Genomic DNA, 18,722 nt, shown 5'->3' on the forward strand with positions numbered 1-18,722 from the left:
TTCTATATATAGATAGTAAAACTTCCACCTTTAATTCTGAGAATATTCAGATTATTTATTTTGATTATATCTAGTATAATTGTTTCCGTAACTAAGGGCAATACAGTAAATAATGATTTGTAGTTTTATGTAAAATGAGACTTGATATTAAAAATGACATTGAAGAAAAAATTCCTTACATACAATTTATATTCTTTTCTTTATGGCATTTTTGAAATAATATCAAAATTCTTTTTCTTTTGCAAAATAGTCGATACCTCAAAATACTATTCTCCTAATAATCACGATTAACCATAACCTTCACAACGGAACAAAAGGTTTTCTCACAAACTTATTTTCTACTGAATTTTTGACAATCTCTTGAACTGTGCGAAATGTCACATCTGTATTTTACAACCTCTCTTATAGTAAGGGTATGTAAGAGAGACGTATTAAAGGAGTGAACAGTATGAAGAAAAAAACTTCAGCACTAATGAGACGTTTAAAATATTTTTCACCAATAGATCGTTATAACGATAATCATACACAAGAAACATATGAAGATCGTGAATGGGAAAATGTGTACAGAAAGCGTTGGCAGCATGATAAAGTAATTCGTTCTACACACGGCGTGAACTGTACTGGTTCATGTAGCTGGAATATATATGTGAAAGATGGAATTGTGACGTGGGAAGGGCAGGAGCTTAACTATCCAACGACAGGTCCTGATATGCCAGATTTTGAACCGCGAGGATGCCCACGTGGAGCAAGTTTTTCTTGGTACATTTATAGTCCACTTCGTGTGAAATATCCGTATGTACGTGGTGTTCTTTGGAGTATGTGGCAAGAGGAACTACAAAATAACGAGTCACCATTAGATGCTTGGAAAAGCATTGTGGAAAACCCTGAAAAAGCACGAAAGTATAAGCAGGCACGTGGTAAAGGAGGATTCATTCGTGCGAATTGGGATGAAGTGTTACAACTCGTTTCAGCTTCATTACTGTATACAGTAATGAAATACGGTCCAGACCGAAATGTTGGTTTCTCACCAATTCCAGCTATGTCGATGTTAAGTCATGCAGCTGGTAGTCGCTTTATGCAACTTATGGGTGGACCGATGCTTAGTTTTTATGATTGGTACGCAGATTTACCACCAGCTTCTCCGCAAATTTGGGGTGATCAAACAGATGTACCAGAAAGTAGTGACTGGTATAACTCTGGTTACATTATGACATGGGGTTCAAATGTACCGATGACGAGAACACCAGATGCACACTTTTTAGCGGAGGTTCGATATAAAGGAACGAAGGTAGTTTCAGTAAGTCCTGATTTCGCTGAGTCAACAAAGTTTGCGGATGATTGGATTAGTGTGAAACAAGGTACAGATGGTGCACTTGCGATGGCAATGGGGCATGTGATCTTACAAGAATTTTACGTAGATAATCAAGTGGAATATTTCACAAAGTATGCGAAGCAATATACTGATTTTCCTTTCTTTGTCACATTGAAACAAAAAGGAGATCAATTCGTTGCTGATCGTTTCTTAAACGCTGCTGATATTGGACGCGAAACGAAGTTAGGAGAATGGAAACCTGTTCTTTGGAACGAGAACACGAATGATTTTGCAACACCTCAAGGCACAATGGGCTCACGTTGGGATAACGAAAAGAAATGGAACTTGCGTTTAGAAGATGAAGAAACAGGTGAAAAGATTGATCCACGTCTTTCTTTACTTGGAATGGAAGAAACGATTGGAACGGTACAAATTCCGTACTTCTCTGATGATGGAAACAAAGTATTAGAACGTACAATTCCAGTGAAAAAGGTTATGACAGAAGAAGGCGAAGTGTTCGTTACAACTGTATACGACTTAACGTTAGCAAATTACGGGGTGAACCGAGGGTTTGGCGGACAAGAGCCGAAAGACTTCAATGATGATGTACCGTTTACACCTGCATGGCAAGAGAAAATGACAGGAGTGAAACGAGAACTAATTATTCAAATCGCTCGTGAGTTCGCACAAAATGCCGCTGATACAAATGGTCGCTCGATGATTATTGTTGGAGCTGGTATTAACCATTGGTTTAATTCTGATACGATTTATCGCGCAGTTTTAAATCTTGTTCTTCTCGTCGGGGCACAAGGAGTAAACGGCGGGGGATGGGCGCATTATGTTGGTCAAGAAAAGTTACGACCTGCAGAAGGATGGCAAACAATCGCGATGGCAAAAGATTGGCAAGGGCCACCAAAATTACAAAATGGTACGTCTTTCTTCTATTTCGTAACAGATCAATGGCGCTATGAAGATACACCTGTTGGACATTTAGCATCACCAATTGAAGGTAACTCACGTTATCAACATCACGGTGATTACAATGTATTAGCAGCACGACTCGGCTGGTTACCTTCTTATCCAACATTCGAGAAAAATGGAATTGAATTATATAAAGAAGCTGTTGCTGCTGGTGCAACAACGCAAGAAGAAATCGGAAAATATGTTGCACAAAAATTAAAAGAAAAAGAACTGAAATTTGCGATTGAAGATCCTGATAATAAAAACAACTTCCCGCGCAACTTATTCGTTTGGCGTGCGAATTTAATTTCAAGTTCTGGTAAAGGGCATGAATATTTCTTAAAACATTTATTAGGTACAACAAACGGATTAATGAATGACGATAGTGATTCATTACGACCAGAAGAAATTAAGTGGCATGAAGAAGCACCAGAAGGGAAGCTTGATTTACTCATTAATTTAGATTTCCGTATGGCTGGAACAGCGCTGTATTCTGATATCGTCTTACCTGCTTCAACTTGGTACGAAAAACATGATTTAAGTAGTACAGATATGCATCCATTTGTGCATCCATTTAATCCAGCAATCGGTTCACCGTGGGAAGCACGCTCTGACTGGGATATTTTCACTTCACTTTCTAAAGCTGTGTCAGATTTAGCGAAGAAAATAGATCTTGAGCCAATGAAAGAAGTTGTTGCAACACCACTTCTTCATGATACACCGCAAGAATTAGCGCAACCACTTGGCAAGATTAAAGATTGGAGTAAAGGTGAATGTGAACCAATCCCGGGTAAAACGATGCCACAAATTCATGTTGTTGAAAGGGATTATAAAACGATTTATGACAAAATGACAGCACTTGGACCAAATGCCGGAAAACAACCGATTGGTACGAAAGGGATCTCTTGGTCAGCAGAAAAAGAGTATGAGCAATTAAAGAGCAAATTAGGAGTTGTTCGAACGGATACTATTGCGAAAGGTTGCCCAGACATAAAAGAAGCAATCAATGCTGCTGAAGCGGTATTAACGCTTTCTTCTACAACAAACGGTCATATGGCAGTAAAAGCATGGGAAGCACTTGAAAAACAAACAGATCTAAAATTACGTGATTTAGCAGAAGAACGTGAAGAAGAATGCTTTACATTCGAACAAATTACAGCACAACCGAAAACAGTAATTACTTCTCCGGCCTTTACAGGTTCAGAAAAAGGTGGACGACGTTACTCACCGTTTACAACAAATGTGGAACGTCTTATTCCTTGGAGAACGATAACTGGTCGACAATCTTTCTACTTAGACCATGACATGATGAAAGAATTTGGTGAAATGATGGCAACATTTAAACCAATTCTGCAACATAAACCGTTCCGTAAGTCACGCCCTGAAGTAGAAGGGAAAGAGATTACACTAAACTATTTAACACCGCATAATAAGTGGTCGATTCATAGTATGTATTTCGATTCATTACCGATGTTAACGCTGTTTAGAGGTGGTCCAACTGTTTGGATGAATAAAGAGGACGCTGCAGAAGCTGGCGTTGCTGATAATGATTGGATCGAGTGCTTTAACCGTAACGGTGTTGTCGTAGCGCGTGCTGTTGTAACGCACCGTATACCGAGGGGAATGGCATTTATGCACCATGCGCAAGATCGCCACATTAACGTGCCTGGTACGAAATTAACAAGCACCCGTGGGGGAACGCATAATAGTCCAACCCGTATTCATGTTAAACCAACACATATGATTGGTGGATATGGCCAATTAAGCTATGGATTTAACTATTATGGTCCGACTGGGAACCAGCGTGATTTAAATGTTGTAATCCGTAAACTGAAGGAGGTAGATTGGCTTGAAGATTAAAGCGCAAGTCGGAATGGTAATGAACCTAGATAAATGCATCGGCTGTCATACTTGTAGTGTAACGTGCAAAAACACCTGGACAAATCGTCCAGGTGCGGAATATATATACTTCAATAACGTAGAAACGAAGCCCGGAATTGGTTATCCGAAACAATGGGAAGATCAGGAGAAATATAAAGGCGGCTGGGAATTGAAAAATGGTGAAATTCAGCTGAAATCTGGTTCGAAAATGAAACGTCTTATGAACATTTTCCACAATCCAGATCAACCAACAATTGATGATTACTTTGAACCTTGGAATTATGATTATGAAACATTAACAAATAGCCCGCAGCGTAAGCATCAACCAGTTGCTCGTCCGAAATCAGCAATTACAGGCGAATTTATCGACAAAATTGAATGGGGTCCGAACTGGGAAGATGATTTAGCTGGTGGACATATAACAGGATTACAAGATCCGAACGTAAAGAAAATGGAAGAAGAAATTAAAACAGATTTTGAAAACGTCTTTATGATGTATTTACCACGCATATGTGAACATTGTATGAATCCGTCTTGCGTATCATCTTGTCCATCTGGTGCGATGTATAAACGTGAAGAAGACGGCATTGTTCTTGTAGATCAAAATGCATGTCGTGCTTGGAGGTTCTGCGTATCATCTTGTCCATATAAAAAAGTGTATTTTAACTGGCAAACGAATAAAGCTGAAAAATGTACAATGTGTTTCCCACGTATTGAGGCTGGTATGCCAACAATTTGTTCAGAAACATGTGTGGGACGTATCAGGTATATTGGGGTAATGCTATATGACGCTGACAAAGTAAAAGAAGCAGCTTCTGTTGAAGACGAAAAAGATTTATATGAATCTCAGCTTACTGTTTTCCTAGATCCAAATGATCCAGAAGTAGCAGCTGAAGCGAAAAAACAAGGCATTCCTGAAGAATGGATTAAAGCGGCGCAACAATCACCAATTTATAAAATGATTATCGATTGGAAAATTGCTCTGCCTCTTCATCCAGAGTACCGTACAATGCCGATGGTTTGGTATATTCCGCCGCTTAGCCCAATTATGAATATGGTGGAAGGGAAAGGCAGTAACTGGCAAGCAGAAGAGATTTTCCCTGCTATCGATAATATGCGTATTCCAATTCAATATTTAGCGAATTTACTCACTGCAGGAGATGAATCACACATTCGTCTTACATTGAAGAAAATGGCTGTTATGCGAACGCATATGAGAGCGCTGCAAATTAATAAAGAGCCAAATGAAGCTGTATTAAAAGAACTTGGTTTAACGAAACAGGATGTAGAAGATATGTATCGTCTTCTTGCTATTGCGAAATATAAAGATCGCTTCGTCATTCCGGGCACTCATCGTGAACAAGTGGCAGATTTATATAGCGAACAAGGAAGCTGTGGTTTAGCATTCGCAGGTGGTCCAGGCTCTTGTATGACAATTTCTTAAATAAAGGGGGCAGAAAATGATGAAACAAAGTTTACAAACTGCTTTTTCTTGTTCTTCTTTTCTTCTCTCCTATCCTGAACTAGGGTGGAGAGAAGCTGTAACTGAATTGCAAGAAGAGATTGAAACGATAGAAAAGGAAGAAGTTAAAGCATCACTTACAGCCTTTATAAAGCAAGCGCTAGATAAAACGAATGATCAACTCATTGATAGTTACGTATATACATTCGATTTTGGTAAGAAAACAAATATGTATCTTACTTATATGAACACTGGTGAACAAAGAGAAAGAGGTATTGAATTATTAGAGTTAAAGCAGCATTATAAAAAATCTGGTTTTGAAGTAACGGATAAAGAATTACCTGATTATTTACCACTTTTTCTTGAGTTTTTTGCAAATGCAAATGAGCAAGACAGTGAACCAATTATGAATAAATACAAGGAGAATATACAAGCATTACACGTTCAGTTAAAAGAAGCAGGTAGTATGTATGAACCAATTCTTGCGGCTGTTCTACTCGCTATCGAAGCATGGGATGTACAGAAAAATTAGAAAGGAGAGTTGTTAAAATGATGAATCAATTTCTATGGGTATTGTTTCCCTATATCATTTTTGCAATCTTTATCGGTGGACATATTTTTAGATACAACTATGATCAATTTGGATGGACATCAAAATCTAGTGAACTATTAGAAAAGAAAATGCTCCGAATCGGAAGTCTATTATTCCACTTTGGGATTATGTTCGTAATTGGCGGTCATGTTATGGGGATATTAATTCCAGAAGCTGTATACCGTTCGATAGGTATTTCTGAGCATACGTATCACATAATGGCAATTAGTTTCGGGCTTCCGGCAGGTGTTGCTTCTATTATCGGTTTAATTATATTAACGTACCGCCGCGTAACTGTAAAACGTATCATTGCAACGAGCACAAAGGGAGATTATATTGCGCTTATTTTATTACTTATCGTAATGTTAGCAGGACTTTCTGCAACATTTTTAAATATCGATTCAAAAGGATTTGATTATCGTACAACAATTGGCCCTTGGTTCCGAAGTCTCTTTATTTTCCAACCGAAAGTTGAATATATGACGGAAGTACCAGTATGGTTTAAAATTCATATTCTTGCAGGGATGGGTTTATTCGCAGTGTGGCCATTTACAAGACTAGTACATGTATTTAGTGCCCCAATTAAATATGTAAGCCGTAGTTATGTAATTTACAGAAGACGTATTCCTAATGAGTTGAAAAAATAATACTGCTGTAAACGGATAGGAGCTAATGGTTAAAACGAAACGAGGTCTAATATGGAAGGCCTCGTTTTTGTTTACATAGGGAATAACCGTTAATAAGTAGTTTAAATTGAAAAAAGATTAGCATCTAAATAAGATGCTAATCAATACTACAAACAGAAGCAGAGCAATCTTCACAAGCAATTTCACATTTTAAAAATTGTAAATCGTGAATGGTAATCTTTCCTTTATGAATAGAAATTGTACCTTGCTTTTTTAATTCATTTAACATTCGATTTACGCTTTCACGTGAAGTTGCACAGAAATTAGCTAGTTCTTGATTCGTTAACGGTAAATCGATGAGAATACCATTTTCTTTTAATACACCGTAACTATTTGTCATTCGAATGAGAGTAGAATATAAGGCACCTTTTTTGCCGTGTAACACTAAATCTCGGAACTTCGTTTGCATTCTTCTTAAATGTTCACTAATCCATTTCATAAATTCAAATACAAGAGCGGGTTTTTGGAGTAATGCTTTTTCTAACGCTTCACGCTTTATTACACCTACTTCAACATCTTCAAGACATTTTGAGTTTAATAAATATTTTGCATTATCCGTGAACAACGTTAATTCTCCAATAATGTCATATTCCGAACAAATTCGAAGTGTTAATTCTTGTCCGTCAGCACTAAGTTTACTAATTTGTACTTTTCCTGAGTGGATAATATAGAGTTCGGTTGCCTCCATACCTTCTTGAAAAATAAAACTGCCTTTTTTTATCTGCATTTTATATTCAACAGATGCAAGTAATTCCTTTAAATCTTGAGATAATTTCATACTGTTTGTCACAGCAATCACCTTTCTTCTTATAAGCAATACATTTCCTATTTTGAGTGTAAATATGTTGAAAATGCAAGAGCTATTTTAAAAATATAGTAAAATTTCAATGACCGTAAGGAGGAGAGACTGAAGATGTGAACAAAATGCGAACAGATTTGTGAAGAATTTTTGAATGGGGAAAGTGATGTGAGAAAAGTCACATTGAATTTGCAACTTATTTTTTATAATAAAGGCAAATAAAAAATTGAAAGCTTACTAAGGATTGCAGCAGAAAAGAAGGGATATAGATGCACGAAAAAATGAAAGATTCATTAGAACGGCCACTTCAAGATTTACGTATTTCAGTTATTGATCGTTGTAATTTTAGGTGCACATACTGTATGCCTGCTGAAGTGTTCGGACCTGATTATGCTTTTTTGCAGGAAGAGTTTTTATTAACGTTCGATGAAATAGAAAGATTAGCAAGATTATTTATAAGTATGGGAGTCAATAAAATTAGGCTGACTGGCGGTGAACCGTTATTGCGTAAAGATTTACCTCAGTTAATCGCAAGGCTTACAAAACTAGAAGGCTTAAAAGACATTGGGCTCACAACAAACGGAATTCATTTAGCGAAACAAGCTAAGGCGTTAAAAGACGCGGGATTAAAGCGTGTAAATATTAGTTTAGATGCGATAGAGGATCACGTCTTCAAAAAAATTAACGGAAGAAATGTAAGTACAAAACCTGTACTGAAAGGAATAGCAGCAGCAAAGGCTGCTGGATTAGAGGTAAAGGTAAATATGGTCGTAAAAAAAGGAATGAATGATAGTCAAATTCTTCATATGGCTCGTTATTTTAAAGAAAAAGAAATTCAGCTCCGTTTCATTGAGTTTATGGATGTAGGCAGTACGAACGGATGGAATTTTGAACAAGTGATTACGAAGGAACAATTAATAGAGAAGATTAATCGCGTATATCCGGTTGAACCTGTTACACCTCGTTATTTTGGAGAAGTTGCGAAATTGTATCGATATGTAGGGAGCGATGCAGAAGTTGGATTTATTACTTCAGTATCAGAGTCATTTTGTTCTTCTTGTACGAGAGCTCGTATTTCGGCAGATGGTAAGTTTTTTACGTGTCTATTTGGAACGAAAGGAACGGATTTGCGAACGCTTCTTCGAGAAAATATTTCTGATGCATCACTATTAAAAATTTTACAACATACGTGGCGATATAGAACAGATCGATATTCAGATGAAAGAACGGCGGATAGTACAAATAAACGTCAAAAAGTTGAAATGTCTTACATTGGCGGATAGCGAGAGGAGGATTTCCTATGCAAGAGCGATATTCAAGGCAAGTATTGTTTTCTAGAATAGGTGAAATGGGTCAAAGAAAAATAAGAGAAAAGCATGTACTTTTAATCGGTGCGGGTGCACTTGGAGCTGCAAATGCAGAAGCTCTTGTTAGAATGGGAATTGGGAAATTGACAATCGCTGACCGTGACTATGTCGAATGGAGTAATTTACAGCGGCAACAGTTATACACAGAAGAAGATGCACAGCAGTGCAAACCGAAAGCAATTGCAGCGGCAGAGCATTTAAGAAAGATTAATTCTGAAGTGGAAATTGTACCAGTTGTAACTGATGTCACAATGAAAGAAATGGAAGAGTTAACAAAAGAAGTGGACCTTATATTAGATGCGACTGACAATTTTGATACGCGTCTACTTATAAATGACATTTCACAAAAAGAAAATATACCTTGGATATACGGTGGATGTATTGGAAGTTACGGTGTAACGTATACAATTCTTCCAGGGAAAACACCGTGTTTTCGTTGCTTAATGGATCATCCTATGGGAGGTGCAACATGCGATACAGCCGGAATCATTCAACCAGCTGTACAAATGGTTGTTGCTCACCAAGTGACAGAAGCGATGAAAATATTGGTGGATGATTTCGATGCGCTGCGAGGGACAATGTTATCATTTGATATTTGGAACAATCAGTATCTCTCATTAAAAGTAAATAGACAGAAGAAAAATACATGTCCATCTTGTGGCAATACACGTACGTACCCAAGTTTAACATTTGAAGCACAGATGAAAACGGAAGTGCTATGTGGAAGGAATACTGTTCAAATCCGCCCAGGCATAAAACGTGTTCTTCATTTAGAGGAAGTTCAAAAACAATTACAAAAAATTGTACATGTCCAAAAAACGCCTTACTTACTATCATTTCTAATTGATGAATATCGTTTCGTTTTATTTACAGACGGTAGGGCATTTATTCATGGAACAAATGATATGAAAATAGCAAAACGATTATACGCAAAATATATAGGATGAACAGAAAGAGCGTCGCCCCTTATTAAAACGAGGTGAAAAAGAATGTTAGAAAAACGTATACCAATTCCGGTGGCAGAAGCAGTTGCGCGTGTAATGGAATATGCCTACCAAGGTGAAATAGAAAAGGTTTCTCTTATAGAAAGCTACGGTAGAACACTTGGAGAAGATGTTATTGCAGATCATGATGTTCCGCATTTTAATCGCTCTCCGTACGATGGGTTTGCGATTCGAGCGGAAGATACAAAAGAAGCGAGTAGTAGTAACCCCATTCAGTTTGAAGTAATTGGCGAAATTGGAGCAGGTTTTGTTTTTACAGAAGAAGTGAAAGAGTTTCAAGCTGTCCGTATTATGACAGGAGCAGCAATTCCGAAAGGGTGTAGTGCGGTTGTTATGTTGGAGCTAACGGAAGGGTTTGAAGAAAATGAAAAGACTTATATGAAATTGAAACGCTCCTTTATTGCTGGGGATAACATTTCTTTTAAAGGAGAAGATGTAAAACAAAATACCGTCCTTGTGAAAAAAGGTACTGTTATTAATCCTGGAGTAGCAGCACTTCTTGCTACGTTTGGTTATAGTTCTGTACACGTTATAAAACAGCCGGTTATTGGAATTGTAACGACAGGAAGCGAACTGCTTGAAGTACATGAACACTTAAAGCCAGGGAAGATTCGAAATAGTAACTCCTATATGATTGCTGCTCAAATTGAACGAGCTGGCGGAGTTGTACAGTATTATGGACAGTTCGCTGACGATATTGAGACGTGTTATAACACTGTAAAAAAAGCGATAAAAGAAGTCGATATTTTAATTACAACTGGTGGCGTTTCGGTAGGAGATTATGACTATTTACCTGCTATCTATGAGAGATTACAAGCAAATGTACTTTTTAGCAAAATAGCGATGCGACCAGGAAGTGTGACAACTGTAGCTGAGGTAGAAGGAAAACTACTATTTGGTTTATCTGGTAATCCTTCTGCTTGTTATGTCGGTTGTGAATTATTTGTTCGGCCAGTTATTCGAACATACTTGCATAGAAAAGATTCGCATGTATTTCGTGCAGAGGCGATTTTACAAAAAGACTTTCCAAAAGCAAACCCATTCACTCGTTTTGTAAGAGGAAAAGTGGAAATTGTAAATGGAAAATTGCAAGCGACACCAGTTGGTTTAGATAAATCTAGTGCAATTTCTTCACTTGCAGAGGCGAACGCATTTATTGTCCTGCCGGGAGGAACAAGGGGATTTGAAGCAGGAATAACTGTTTCGGTACTGTTATTAGAATCAAACGCTGGAAGTGAGTGGCCATGGGAAGAACCATTTCGGTCGTACAAATGATAGAAAAATAGATTGCTAACTTATATGAAGATAAGAGGTGCAAGATGACACATACGTATTATGAAGTGATTGATACACCTATTTCAATTGAGGAAGTTACAAACAAAGTAATTTGTCGTGAGTGCGGCGCAGTTACTACTTTCATTGGTACTGTTAGAGAATTTACGAAAGGCCGTCGTACGCTATATTTAGAGTATGTAGCATATAAAACAATGGCAGAAAAACAGCTTGAGAAAATTGGTACTGAAGTAGGAGAGAGGTGGCCTGGGACATTTGTCGCCATTACACATCGCATTGGTACATTACAAATTTGTGATCTTGCTGTTGTCGTCTCTGTTTCTACACCACACCGGAAAGCAGCCTATGAGGCGAACGAATATATTATGGAGCGTATAAAACAAATCGTTCCCATTTGGAAGAAAGAATTTTGGGAAGATGGTGAATCATGGATAGGTGATCAGTTAGAAAAGGTAGCATATGAGAATGATGAGCCTGGAAAGGGGATGAGAATATGATTGAAGTACTATTATTTGCACATTTACAAGAAGAAGTAAGTAAGTCAGCATTACACATAGATTGTGAAAATATTACGGTTGCTAAACTTAAGGAAGTGCTCATTAAGAAATACGACGTAGCGATTTCAAGTGAGATTATGGTTGCTATAAATGAAGAGTATGCAAATGAGGATGACATCATTCAAACTGGCGATGTTATAGCAATGATTCCGCCAGTGAGTGGTGGTTGATTCTTTTCAGCCTAATCATGTTAGGACGTGATTAGGCTGGAGGGAATGAATATAACTATGCATACATAGGAGGGAACAGGATGAAAAGTCCTAATTTTCAATTAAGTTTACAAACTTCTAATCTAGTTATCGGGTTTATGGTATGGGTCATTTTATCATCATTAATGCCTTATATTAAAGCGGATATTCCATTAACTGCGGGACAAATTTCTATGGTAACAGCAGTACCGGTTATATTAGGTTCTGTTCTTCGCATTCCAATTGGTTATTGGACAAATCGTTTCGGAGCAAGAAAATTATTCTTTATTAGTTTTATTCTATTATTATTTCCTGTCTTTTATATTAGTGTTGCCAATTCAATGATGGATTTAATTATTGGTGGTTTATTTGTCGGAATCGGTGGTGCTGTATTCTCTGTAGGCGTAACTTCTTTACCGAAATACTTTCCGAAAGAGAGTCACGGTTTTGTAAATGGTATATACGGTGTCGGTAACGCAGGAACAGCAATTACTTCGTTCTTAGCACCAGTTATCGCAACTTCAGTTGGCTGGAGAACGACAGTACAGTGTTATTTAGTTTTACTCGCAGCATTTGCACTTATGAACTTTTTATTAGGCGATCGTAAGGAGAAAAAGGTGAATACACCATTAATGGAACAAATAAAAGGTGTATATAAAAATGAAAAACTTTGGTTTTTATGTATCTTTTACTTTTTAACATTTGGATCTTTCGTCGCATTTACTGTATACTTACCAAACTTTTTAGTATCTCACTTCGGATTAGAAAAAGTGGATGCAGGTATGCGGACAGCAGGATTCATTGTACTTGCAACAATTATGCGGCCAATTGGCGGTTGGCTTGGTGATAAATTTAACCCATTTAAAATATTAATCTTCGTATTTATCGGTTTAACACTTTCAGGTATTATTTTATCATTCATGCCTAGTATGAACGTATATACTTTTGGTTGCTTACTAGTCGCATTTTGTGCAGGTATCGGTAATGGTACAATCTTCAAACTCGTTCCAATGTACTTCTCAGAACAAGCTGGTATTGTAAATGGACTCGTTTCAGCTTTAGGCGGACTAGGAGGGTTCTTCCCGCCGCTAATTTTAACATTATTATTCCAACTAACAGGTCATTATGCAATTGGATTTATGGCATTATCAGAAGTCGCACTTGCTTGTTTAATCATTACAGTGTGGATGTATAGTCAAGAAAAGCTGTTAGTGATGTTAAAGAATCATTAAAAAAGAAAAAGAGCCGTCCCGAAGTATTTTGGGATGGTTCTTTTAGTAATAGACTTCAACTTGTTTTTTATTGATATCTTAACAAATGTTTGTTTTCTAAAATATTGTGGTTTTTAAATAAAAAACAGAAGGGTAATGGAATTTTATGTTAAAAAATAGATATCAGATGTTATTCAATTAAAGGGCAGGTTAGCTCAAGCACAAAGATTAAACTAATTTTTAGAAAGCAAATATATCGAGAATGAAAATAATAACTTTTGAATTAAACGATGACTATTGATCGCTAACGAATCGATAAATAGTCGCTCCTTTCTAAAAGCTAGCTATTAATATGTATAAAAATATATCAATAGCTTGAAATGTTCCGAAATTCAAAAAACATATAAAGGTATCTATAACAAGAAAAAACTGCATATTTTTTAGGACCAGATTTTTGGGTAAGGCTAATGGAGATTGTGAAAAAGTACACTTAAAATAAAGAATACAGTTTAGGTTGATAAGATAAAATTATGAATTTGTATAAATAATTCATAATTTTCTTTGTGAGTCATATTTGATATGTTAAAGAAAAGAGAGCGTTTAATCCAACTAAAATATATGTAGAATGAGGTTTTAAATGTTTATTTTCATTATATTAGACGTAATAGTGCCAATATTAATATTGATGCTAATTGGTGCAATCTTACAAAGGAAGTTCCAATTTAACTTAAAGCAGCTATCTACACTTATTAATTATTGCTTGATGCCAGCGGCTGTATTTGTGAATATATATGATATTAGTATAGAAACAGGTTTGTTGCTCCAGATCATGTACTATTTAATGTTTTATAGTCTGAGTCTAATGCTAGTAAGTCATTTTATTTCAAAAACATTAAAGTTAGAAAAAGGAGAAAGTGCAGCTCTAAAAAATAGCATTTCGTTAATGAATTCCGGTAATTATGGATTACCAGTAAGTCAATTGATTTTCAGTCACAATCCAGTGGGGGTTTCCATTCAGATTTTCATTGTGATTTTCCAAAACCTTTTAACTTATTCATATGGGATTTATAACTTACTATCAGCAACAAAAACAATCGGAGGTATTATTCAATCATTTATAAGACTGCCTGTATTTCATGCGCTCGTACTAGGGATTCTCTTTCAATCGTTTACAATTCAAATACCTAATTCTATCTTTCTACCTCTTAATCAGCTTGCGAATAGTTTTGTTGCCATAGCACTCATATTGCTAGGAGCACAATTAGCCAACATTAAGCTTAATTTTTTCCATAGAGTCATAACATGGTCTTTAATTGGAAGGTTACTGATGGGGCCATTATTAGCACTTTCCATGATCTACCTCTTAAACATTGATGGAATTGTTGCACAATCATTATTTATTGCAAGTTCTTTTCCTACTTCAAGAAATACATCAACTATTGCTATGGAGTATCAAATAGAGCCTGAACTACATACACAAATCGTTTTATTTTCAACACTTTTCAGCATTATTACAGTAACTGTCGTTATTTATTTGTCATATATTTTGTTTTGAATATACGTTTAAAACCGAATGGATTTGAGGCGGTAAATGATGGATGGAAATCCCATTGATATGAGAGGAAAACAGTCTATGATATATTGGGGGGCGTTTACAATTGTACCGTGTCTGATAATCAAGTGGCTTAATTCAAAAAAAGGAAACTCGTTACGGGTTATTTCGTATGAAAATCTTTAAAGCATCTGCATATAGACTTGCGAAAAAAGACATAATTTCGCTTATAATTGACGTTACGTGAGCTTAGTTTGATAGCGATGGGGTGGGAGTGTCAAGTAAGAATTTTTTCTTTATTGATTTTATGCGGTTTTTTCGTAAAATTGTAACTAAGGGGGGATTCCAAGTTGAGTAAACAGAATATCAGCACAACAGTTTCAGGAGATATAATTGTTACCCATCTAGTTGGAAATATAAAAACAGATGATGTGTATGAATGGTTTAATGGTTTTGAGCAGGTTTGTCAGCAATTCATTTCTGAAGGGCGGAAATACAAATTGTTGGTGGATAGAAAAGGATACACGCCAAATCATTTTTCTGTTCAAAAAGTATGGAAAGAGAAGTTCTTCAATGAAATCATTTTGAATAACAGTACGGCAATTGCATTTCTCCTTGAAGAGGGGGAGATAATGGATTATTTACAACAATCTAATACGAAAGAATCTGTGAGATTTTTTGATGATTATGAACAAGCGCTAATTTGGTTGAATGAATATCCAATATAAAACCTGTATTGAAGCAGTTGCCCTCAAGCAACTGCTTTTTTTGTCCGTAATTGTTGCCGTTATTTTTCTTCACAGATTCTTGTCCAATTGTTTGTCTGATCCTAAAAAACGTTTGTTCAAAGCTAATTACTATTTTAGCTAAGTGATAGATTACATTTTATGAGTACGAGAAAGTCTTTTTATAAGTTTAGCAAGGACAGAAGTTAATTCCTGTTTCATACGCTTCGTAAACGATGGGTCCTTACCTGAAGTTGAAATAGTGACAACATATTCATTATTTCTTATAACGCCAGGTGTGTGAAAAGATGATTCTGTACCATCACTTACAACGTTAACCCACTGGAAATCATGAGCGGCCTGTTTGAGCATCATATTTACAGCGTGTTGATTTGTAGCTGCATAAATAAGGTGAGCATCTTTAATATCATCATTACTAAAAGCTTTTTGCTTCCAAGTAATATAAGAAAGTCCCTTCATTTCCTCGCAAATTTCTGGGCTGATAACGGTGACAAAAGCGCCTGTATCTTTTAATCCAGACGCTTTTCGATATGCAATTTTACCTCCACCAATGATAATGACCACTTTATTTTGTAGATTAAACATAAGAGGGTACATGTTATACATATATGCATTCCTCCATTCGTTCTAATAATGTTAACTTCATGTATGTATCAAACTGAAGACAGTTACAAGTCGTAACGTGATCATATTTTTTTGTATGCAATTTAATTTTTTGAAGTAATAATCCGGTAAAGAGAAGGTACGGCATGACATATACATGGGACGCAGTCGATGTTATAGCCTTGAGCTCAGCAGCAAAAGAGGGAGTTCCTTTCGTTAAAAAGGAACAGGATACTGGCATACCAAGTTTTCGTTCGACAGCTGCTCTGATTTGTTGTAATTCATGTATCGGTTGTGGATCACTACTGCCTCGTCCTACGAGTAAAATACTACTATTTTGCATTGACATAGCTTCACGTATTCTTTTCACTACAAGTTCCACCATATGTGGATGTGTACTAAAAGGAGGTACAACTGAAAATGTTATGTGTGGATATTTCTTTTGTAGTTGCTCTATTTCAAAAGGAATATCACGTTTATAGTGAGCTGCTGCAAATAATAAAACAGGTACAATCATTATTTCAGTTACTCCCTCTATTATCGTTTCTGTAACTGCATCCGAAATAGTAGGTGTCGTTAGTTCTAGAAAAGCTATTTTTTGAATTCTTTCGTTTCGCTCTTTCATAACAGATTGAATAAATTGAATGAATTGTTCATTACCTTCTTGTAGCCGGCTCCCATGTCCAACATATACAATTCCTTTCATTGTCTCACCATGTCTTTCTTCATAAGAGTTTCTTGTAATTGATGATCTACGTTATGAAACCCAACTTTATTTGCATAGTGTAAAGTTGGAACGTCGGTATACGAGAATGGGAGAGTAAGAATATTGATAAAGCCAAGGCGTTTTATTTCTGCTAGAAACGTATCAATAGAAGCACGACCTTCAAATACAATGCTATCCCATGAGAATTCAGAAAGAATACGTGAATGAATTTCATCGAAGCGATGATCAATTGTGTACTCATGAGTCATCATATAGGAACCAGCACCAATTTTTTCTTGAAAAACAGCAATTCGGTTAATGTTTCGTCCTAAATAAATCGTTGAATTCGAAGAAAATTGCGCAGGTTTACTGAACAATCCATATTGCATGAGCTTTTCTTGAATAGAAAGGTTCATATACTGAAGTTCTGCCTGTAAGGAACGAATATCTTTATAATATTTACTGCATGATTGCATTAAGATGTCTACACTGTCAGCGGAACAAAATACAAGACGATCAACGTTAAAAATCTTATTGATTTGTTCAGAGGTTAATGTGTATTCTTTCTTTTTGAAAGTTGGAATTTGATATATTTCTGCACCGGACTCTTGTAACATTTGCTTTATTGCGCTTTTTTTATTTGTTGCAGATGCAAATAAAACTTTCTTGCTGTGCAATGGCTTGCGTTCTTTCCAAGAGATTTGATTACGTAAGGAAACGACATCACCAACAATTGTCATAGAAGGATTAGAAATATTCTCGTTTTTGACGATAGGAACAATAGTTGAAAGTGTTCCTGTGACAACGCGCTGTTTCCCTGTCGTACCCCATTCGATGACTGCTATTGGTGTATCTTCCTTTTTGCCTGCTTGTAGTAAATTTTCGCAAATTGTAGGTAAGTTTTTTATACCCATGTAGTAGGCGATTGTGTCGCTATTGTGGGATGAATTATATTTTCCATGATCGGTTAAAGGACCTTTCGCATGCCCAGTTAATAAAGTGACGCTATTACTATAGTTGCGGTGGGTGAGGGGGATGCCAGCATAGCTACTAGCGGCGATGCTAGATGTAATGCCTGGTACAATTTCATATGGAATGTTCGCAGATGCTAAAGTTTCTGCTTCTTCACCAACACGGCCAAAAATAGATGGATCTCCGCCCTTTAAGCGGACTACGATTTTTCCTTCTTTCGCAAATTGAAGGAGGTGGGCGTTAATCATTTCTTGTCGCATAGTATGATTCTTTGGCATTTTTCCGCAATAAATAAGTTCGCATGTTTCTTTTGTATAACTAAGAAAGAAAGGGTTTAATAAACGGTCATATAAAACGATATCTGCACGATTTAAACAATCTATCGCTTTCTTTGTAATAAGCCCTTCATCACCTGGTCCTGCACCAACTAAATATACATATCCGTTCATAATCGCACCTCATCTATTTTTATGTAAAAGGAAGCCAGGGGGGAGGCTTCCTTTCGTAAATTACATGTATATATAAATATCCCCGTCAATAACTTCTACTTCATACGTTTGAATACAACCGTCATCAGGTTTTTGAACTTCACCTGTTAGTAATGAAATTTTCCAATCATGTAGTGGACAAAAGACGAATTCGCCAGACACAATTCCTTCTGCTAACGGTCCGTTTTTATGAGGACAACGATTTTCTACAGCTCGAACATCGCCATTTGAAAGGCGGAATAGGGCGATAGATATACCTTTCATTTGCACCTCTTTACCGATTTGAATAGGAAGGTCTTCTGCACGCATAATTTTTATTTTATCTTTCGTTTGTATCATATAA

17 protein-coding genes are annotated in these 18,722 nt (G+C 36.4%); 12 read left to right on the forward strand and 5 right to left on the reverse strand.

The window, feature by feature from the left end:
* Positions 1-448: 448 nt before the first annotated feature.
* From ACTFRH_RS06665 to narI, 4 genes are read left to right on the forward strand one after another with little or no spacing between them, the layout of a single operon-like run.
* The gene (locus tag ACTFRH_RS06665) at positions 449-4,132 is read left to right on the forward strand and encodes a nitrate reductase subunit alpha (RefSeq protein ID WP_000730789.1); all 3,684 of its coding nucleotides are present in this window, start codon (positions 449-451) and stop codon (positions 4,130-4,132) included.
* Positions 4,122-5,597, forward strand: coding sequence for a nitrate reductase subunit beta (gene narH / locus ACTFRH_RS06670; protein WP_440048733.1), 1,476 nt, complete (start codon positions 4,122-4,124; stop codon positions 5,595-5,597). The genes ACTFRH_RS06665 and narH overlap by 11 nt, the downstream gene beginning before the upstream one ends.
* Positions 5,598-5,616: 19 nt before the next feature.
* Positions 5,617-6,147 carry a nitrate reductase molybdenum cofactor assembly chaperone gene (narJ, locus tag ACTFRH_RS06675; RefSeq protein WP_033703548.1) on the forward strand — a complete coding sequence of 177 codons (531 nt, stop codon included), beginning with the start codon at positions 5,617-5,619 and terminating at the stop codon, positions 6,145-6,147.
* Between the two features lie 17 nt (positions 6,148-6,164).
* Entirely contained in the window at positions 6,165-6,854 is a 690-nt protein-coding gene (gene narI, locus ACTFRH_RS06680) for a respiratory nitrate reductase subunit gamma (protein ID WP_000981848.1), read from the forward strand.
* Positions 6,855-6,990: 136 nt separating this feature from the next.
* On the opposite strand, the gene ACTFRH_RS06685 is transcribed toward narI, so the two are convergent.
* Positions 6,991-7,683: a Crp/Fnr family transcriptional regulator gene (locus tag ACTFRH_RS06685; protein WP_000185188.1), complete on the reverse strand. Its 693-nt coding sequence runs from the start codon at positions 7,681-7,683 to the stop codon at positions 6,991-6,993.
* Positions 7,684-7,961: 278 nt separating this feature from the next.
* Between ACTFRH_RS06685 and moaA the strand changes: the two genes are divergently transcribed.
* The 8 genes from moaA to ACTFRH_RS06725 all read left to right on the forward strand — a co-directional run bounded on the left by moaA (position 7,962) and on the right by ACTFRH_RS06725 (position 15,592).
* Complete coding sequence (moaA, locus tag ACTFRH_RS06690) at positions 7,962-8,975, forward strand: GTP 3',8-cyclase MoaA (protein WP_000544617.1); 1,014 nt, start codon at positions 7,962-7,964, stop codon at positions 8,973-8,975.
* A gap of 17 nt (positions 8,976-8,992) precedes the next feature.
* The gene (locus tag ACTFRH_RS06695) at positions 8,993-10,006 is read left to right on the forward strand and encodes a molybdopterin-synthase adenylyltransferase MoeB (protein ID WP_001158154.1); all 1,014 of its coding nucleotides are present in this window, start codon (positions 8,993-8,995) and stop codon (positions 10,004-10,006) included.
* A gap of 42 nt (positions 10,007-10,048) precedes the next feature.
* Positions 10,049-11,338: a molybdopterin molybdotransferase MoeA gene (locus tag ACTFRH_RS06700; RefSeq protein WP_000890788.1), complete on the forward strand. Its 1,290-nt coding sequence runs from the start codon at positions 10,049-10,051 to the stop codon at positions 11,336-11,338.
* A 44-nt stretch (positions 11,339-11,382) separates the two neighbouring features.
* Entirely contained in the window at positions 11,383-11,853 is a 471-nt protein-coding gene (locus ACTFRH_RS06705; protein WP_000149953.1) for a molybdenum cofactor biosynthesis protein MoaE, read from the forward strand.
* Positions 11,850-12,083, forward strand: coding sequence for a molybdopterin converting factor subunit 1 (moaD, locus tag ACTFRH_RS06710; RefSeq protein ID WP_000573686.1), 234 nt, complete (start codon positions 11,850-11,852; stop codon positions 12,081-12,083). The genes ACTFRH_RS06705 and moaD overlap by 4 nt, the downstream gene beginning before the upstream one ends.
* A gap of 80 nt (positions 12,084-12,163) precedes the next feature.
* Entirely contained in the window at positions 12,164-13,333 is a 1,170-nt protein-coding gene (gene narK, locus ACTFRH_RS06715) for a nitrate transporter NarK (RefSeq protein WP_000841864.1), read from the forward strand.
* Positions 13,334-13,949: 616 nt separating this feature from the next.
* Entirely contained in the window at positions 13,950-14,867 is a 918-nt protein-coding gene (locus ACTFRH_RS06720) for an AEC family transporter (protein ID WP_000469522.1), read from the forward strand.
* A 347-nt stretch (positions 14,868-15,214) separates the two neighbouring features.
* The gene (locus ACTFRH_RS06725; RefSeq protein ID WP_002181618.1) at positions 15,215-15,592 is read left to right on the forward strand and encodes a hypothetical protein; all 378 of its coding nucleotides are present in this window, start codon (positions 15,215-15,217) and stop codon (positions 15,590-15,592) included.
* Positions 15,593-15,742: 150 nt separating this feature from the next.
* Here the strand turns inward: ACTFRH_RS06725 and ACTFRH_RS06730 are convergent, their stop codons facing one another.
* The 4 genes from ACTFRH_RS06730 to nirD are packed head-to-tail and all read right to left on the reverse strand — an operon-like array spanning position 15,743 to position 18,718.
* A complete protein-coding gene (locus tag ACTFRH_RS06730; RefSeq protein ID WP_000282584.1) occupies positions 15,743-16,216 on the reverse strand; it encodes a precorrin-2 dehydrogenase in 474 nt (157 codons plus the stop codon).
* Complete coding sequence (locus ACTFRH_RS06735; RefSeq protein ID WP_151521994.1) at positions 16,209-16,919, reverse strand: sirohydrochlorin chelatase; 711 nt, start codon at positions 16,917-16,919, stop codon at positions 16,209-16,211. The genes ACTFRH_RS06730 and ACTFRH_RS06735 overlap by 8 nt, the downstream gene beginning before the upstream one ends.
* Positions 16,916-18,340, reverse strand: a complete 1,425-nt coding sequence (locus ACTFRH_RS06740; RefSeq protein ID WP_001014938.1) for a uroporphyrin-III C-methyltransferase — start codon at positions 18,338-18,340, stop codon at positions 16,916-16,918. The genes ACTFRH_RS06735 and ACTFRH_RS06740 overlap by 4 nt, the downstream gene beginning before the upstream one ends.
* Positions 18,341-18,400: 60 nt before the next feature.
* A complete protein-coding gene (gene nirD / locus ACTFRH_RS06745) occupies positions 18,401-18,718 on the reverse strand; it encodes a nitrite reductase small subunit NirD (protein ID WP_000616667.1) in 318 nt (105 codons plus the stop codon).
* Positions 18,719-18,722 lie beyond the last annotated feature (4 nt).

This window comes from Bacillus cereus group sp. MYBK216-1 (genome assembly GCF_051916495.1).
In the GTDB taxonomy this organism is placed as follows: Bacteria; Bacillota; Bacilli; order Bacillales; family Bacillaceae_G; genus Bacillus_A; species Bacillus_A thuringiensis_K.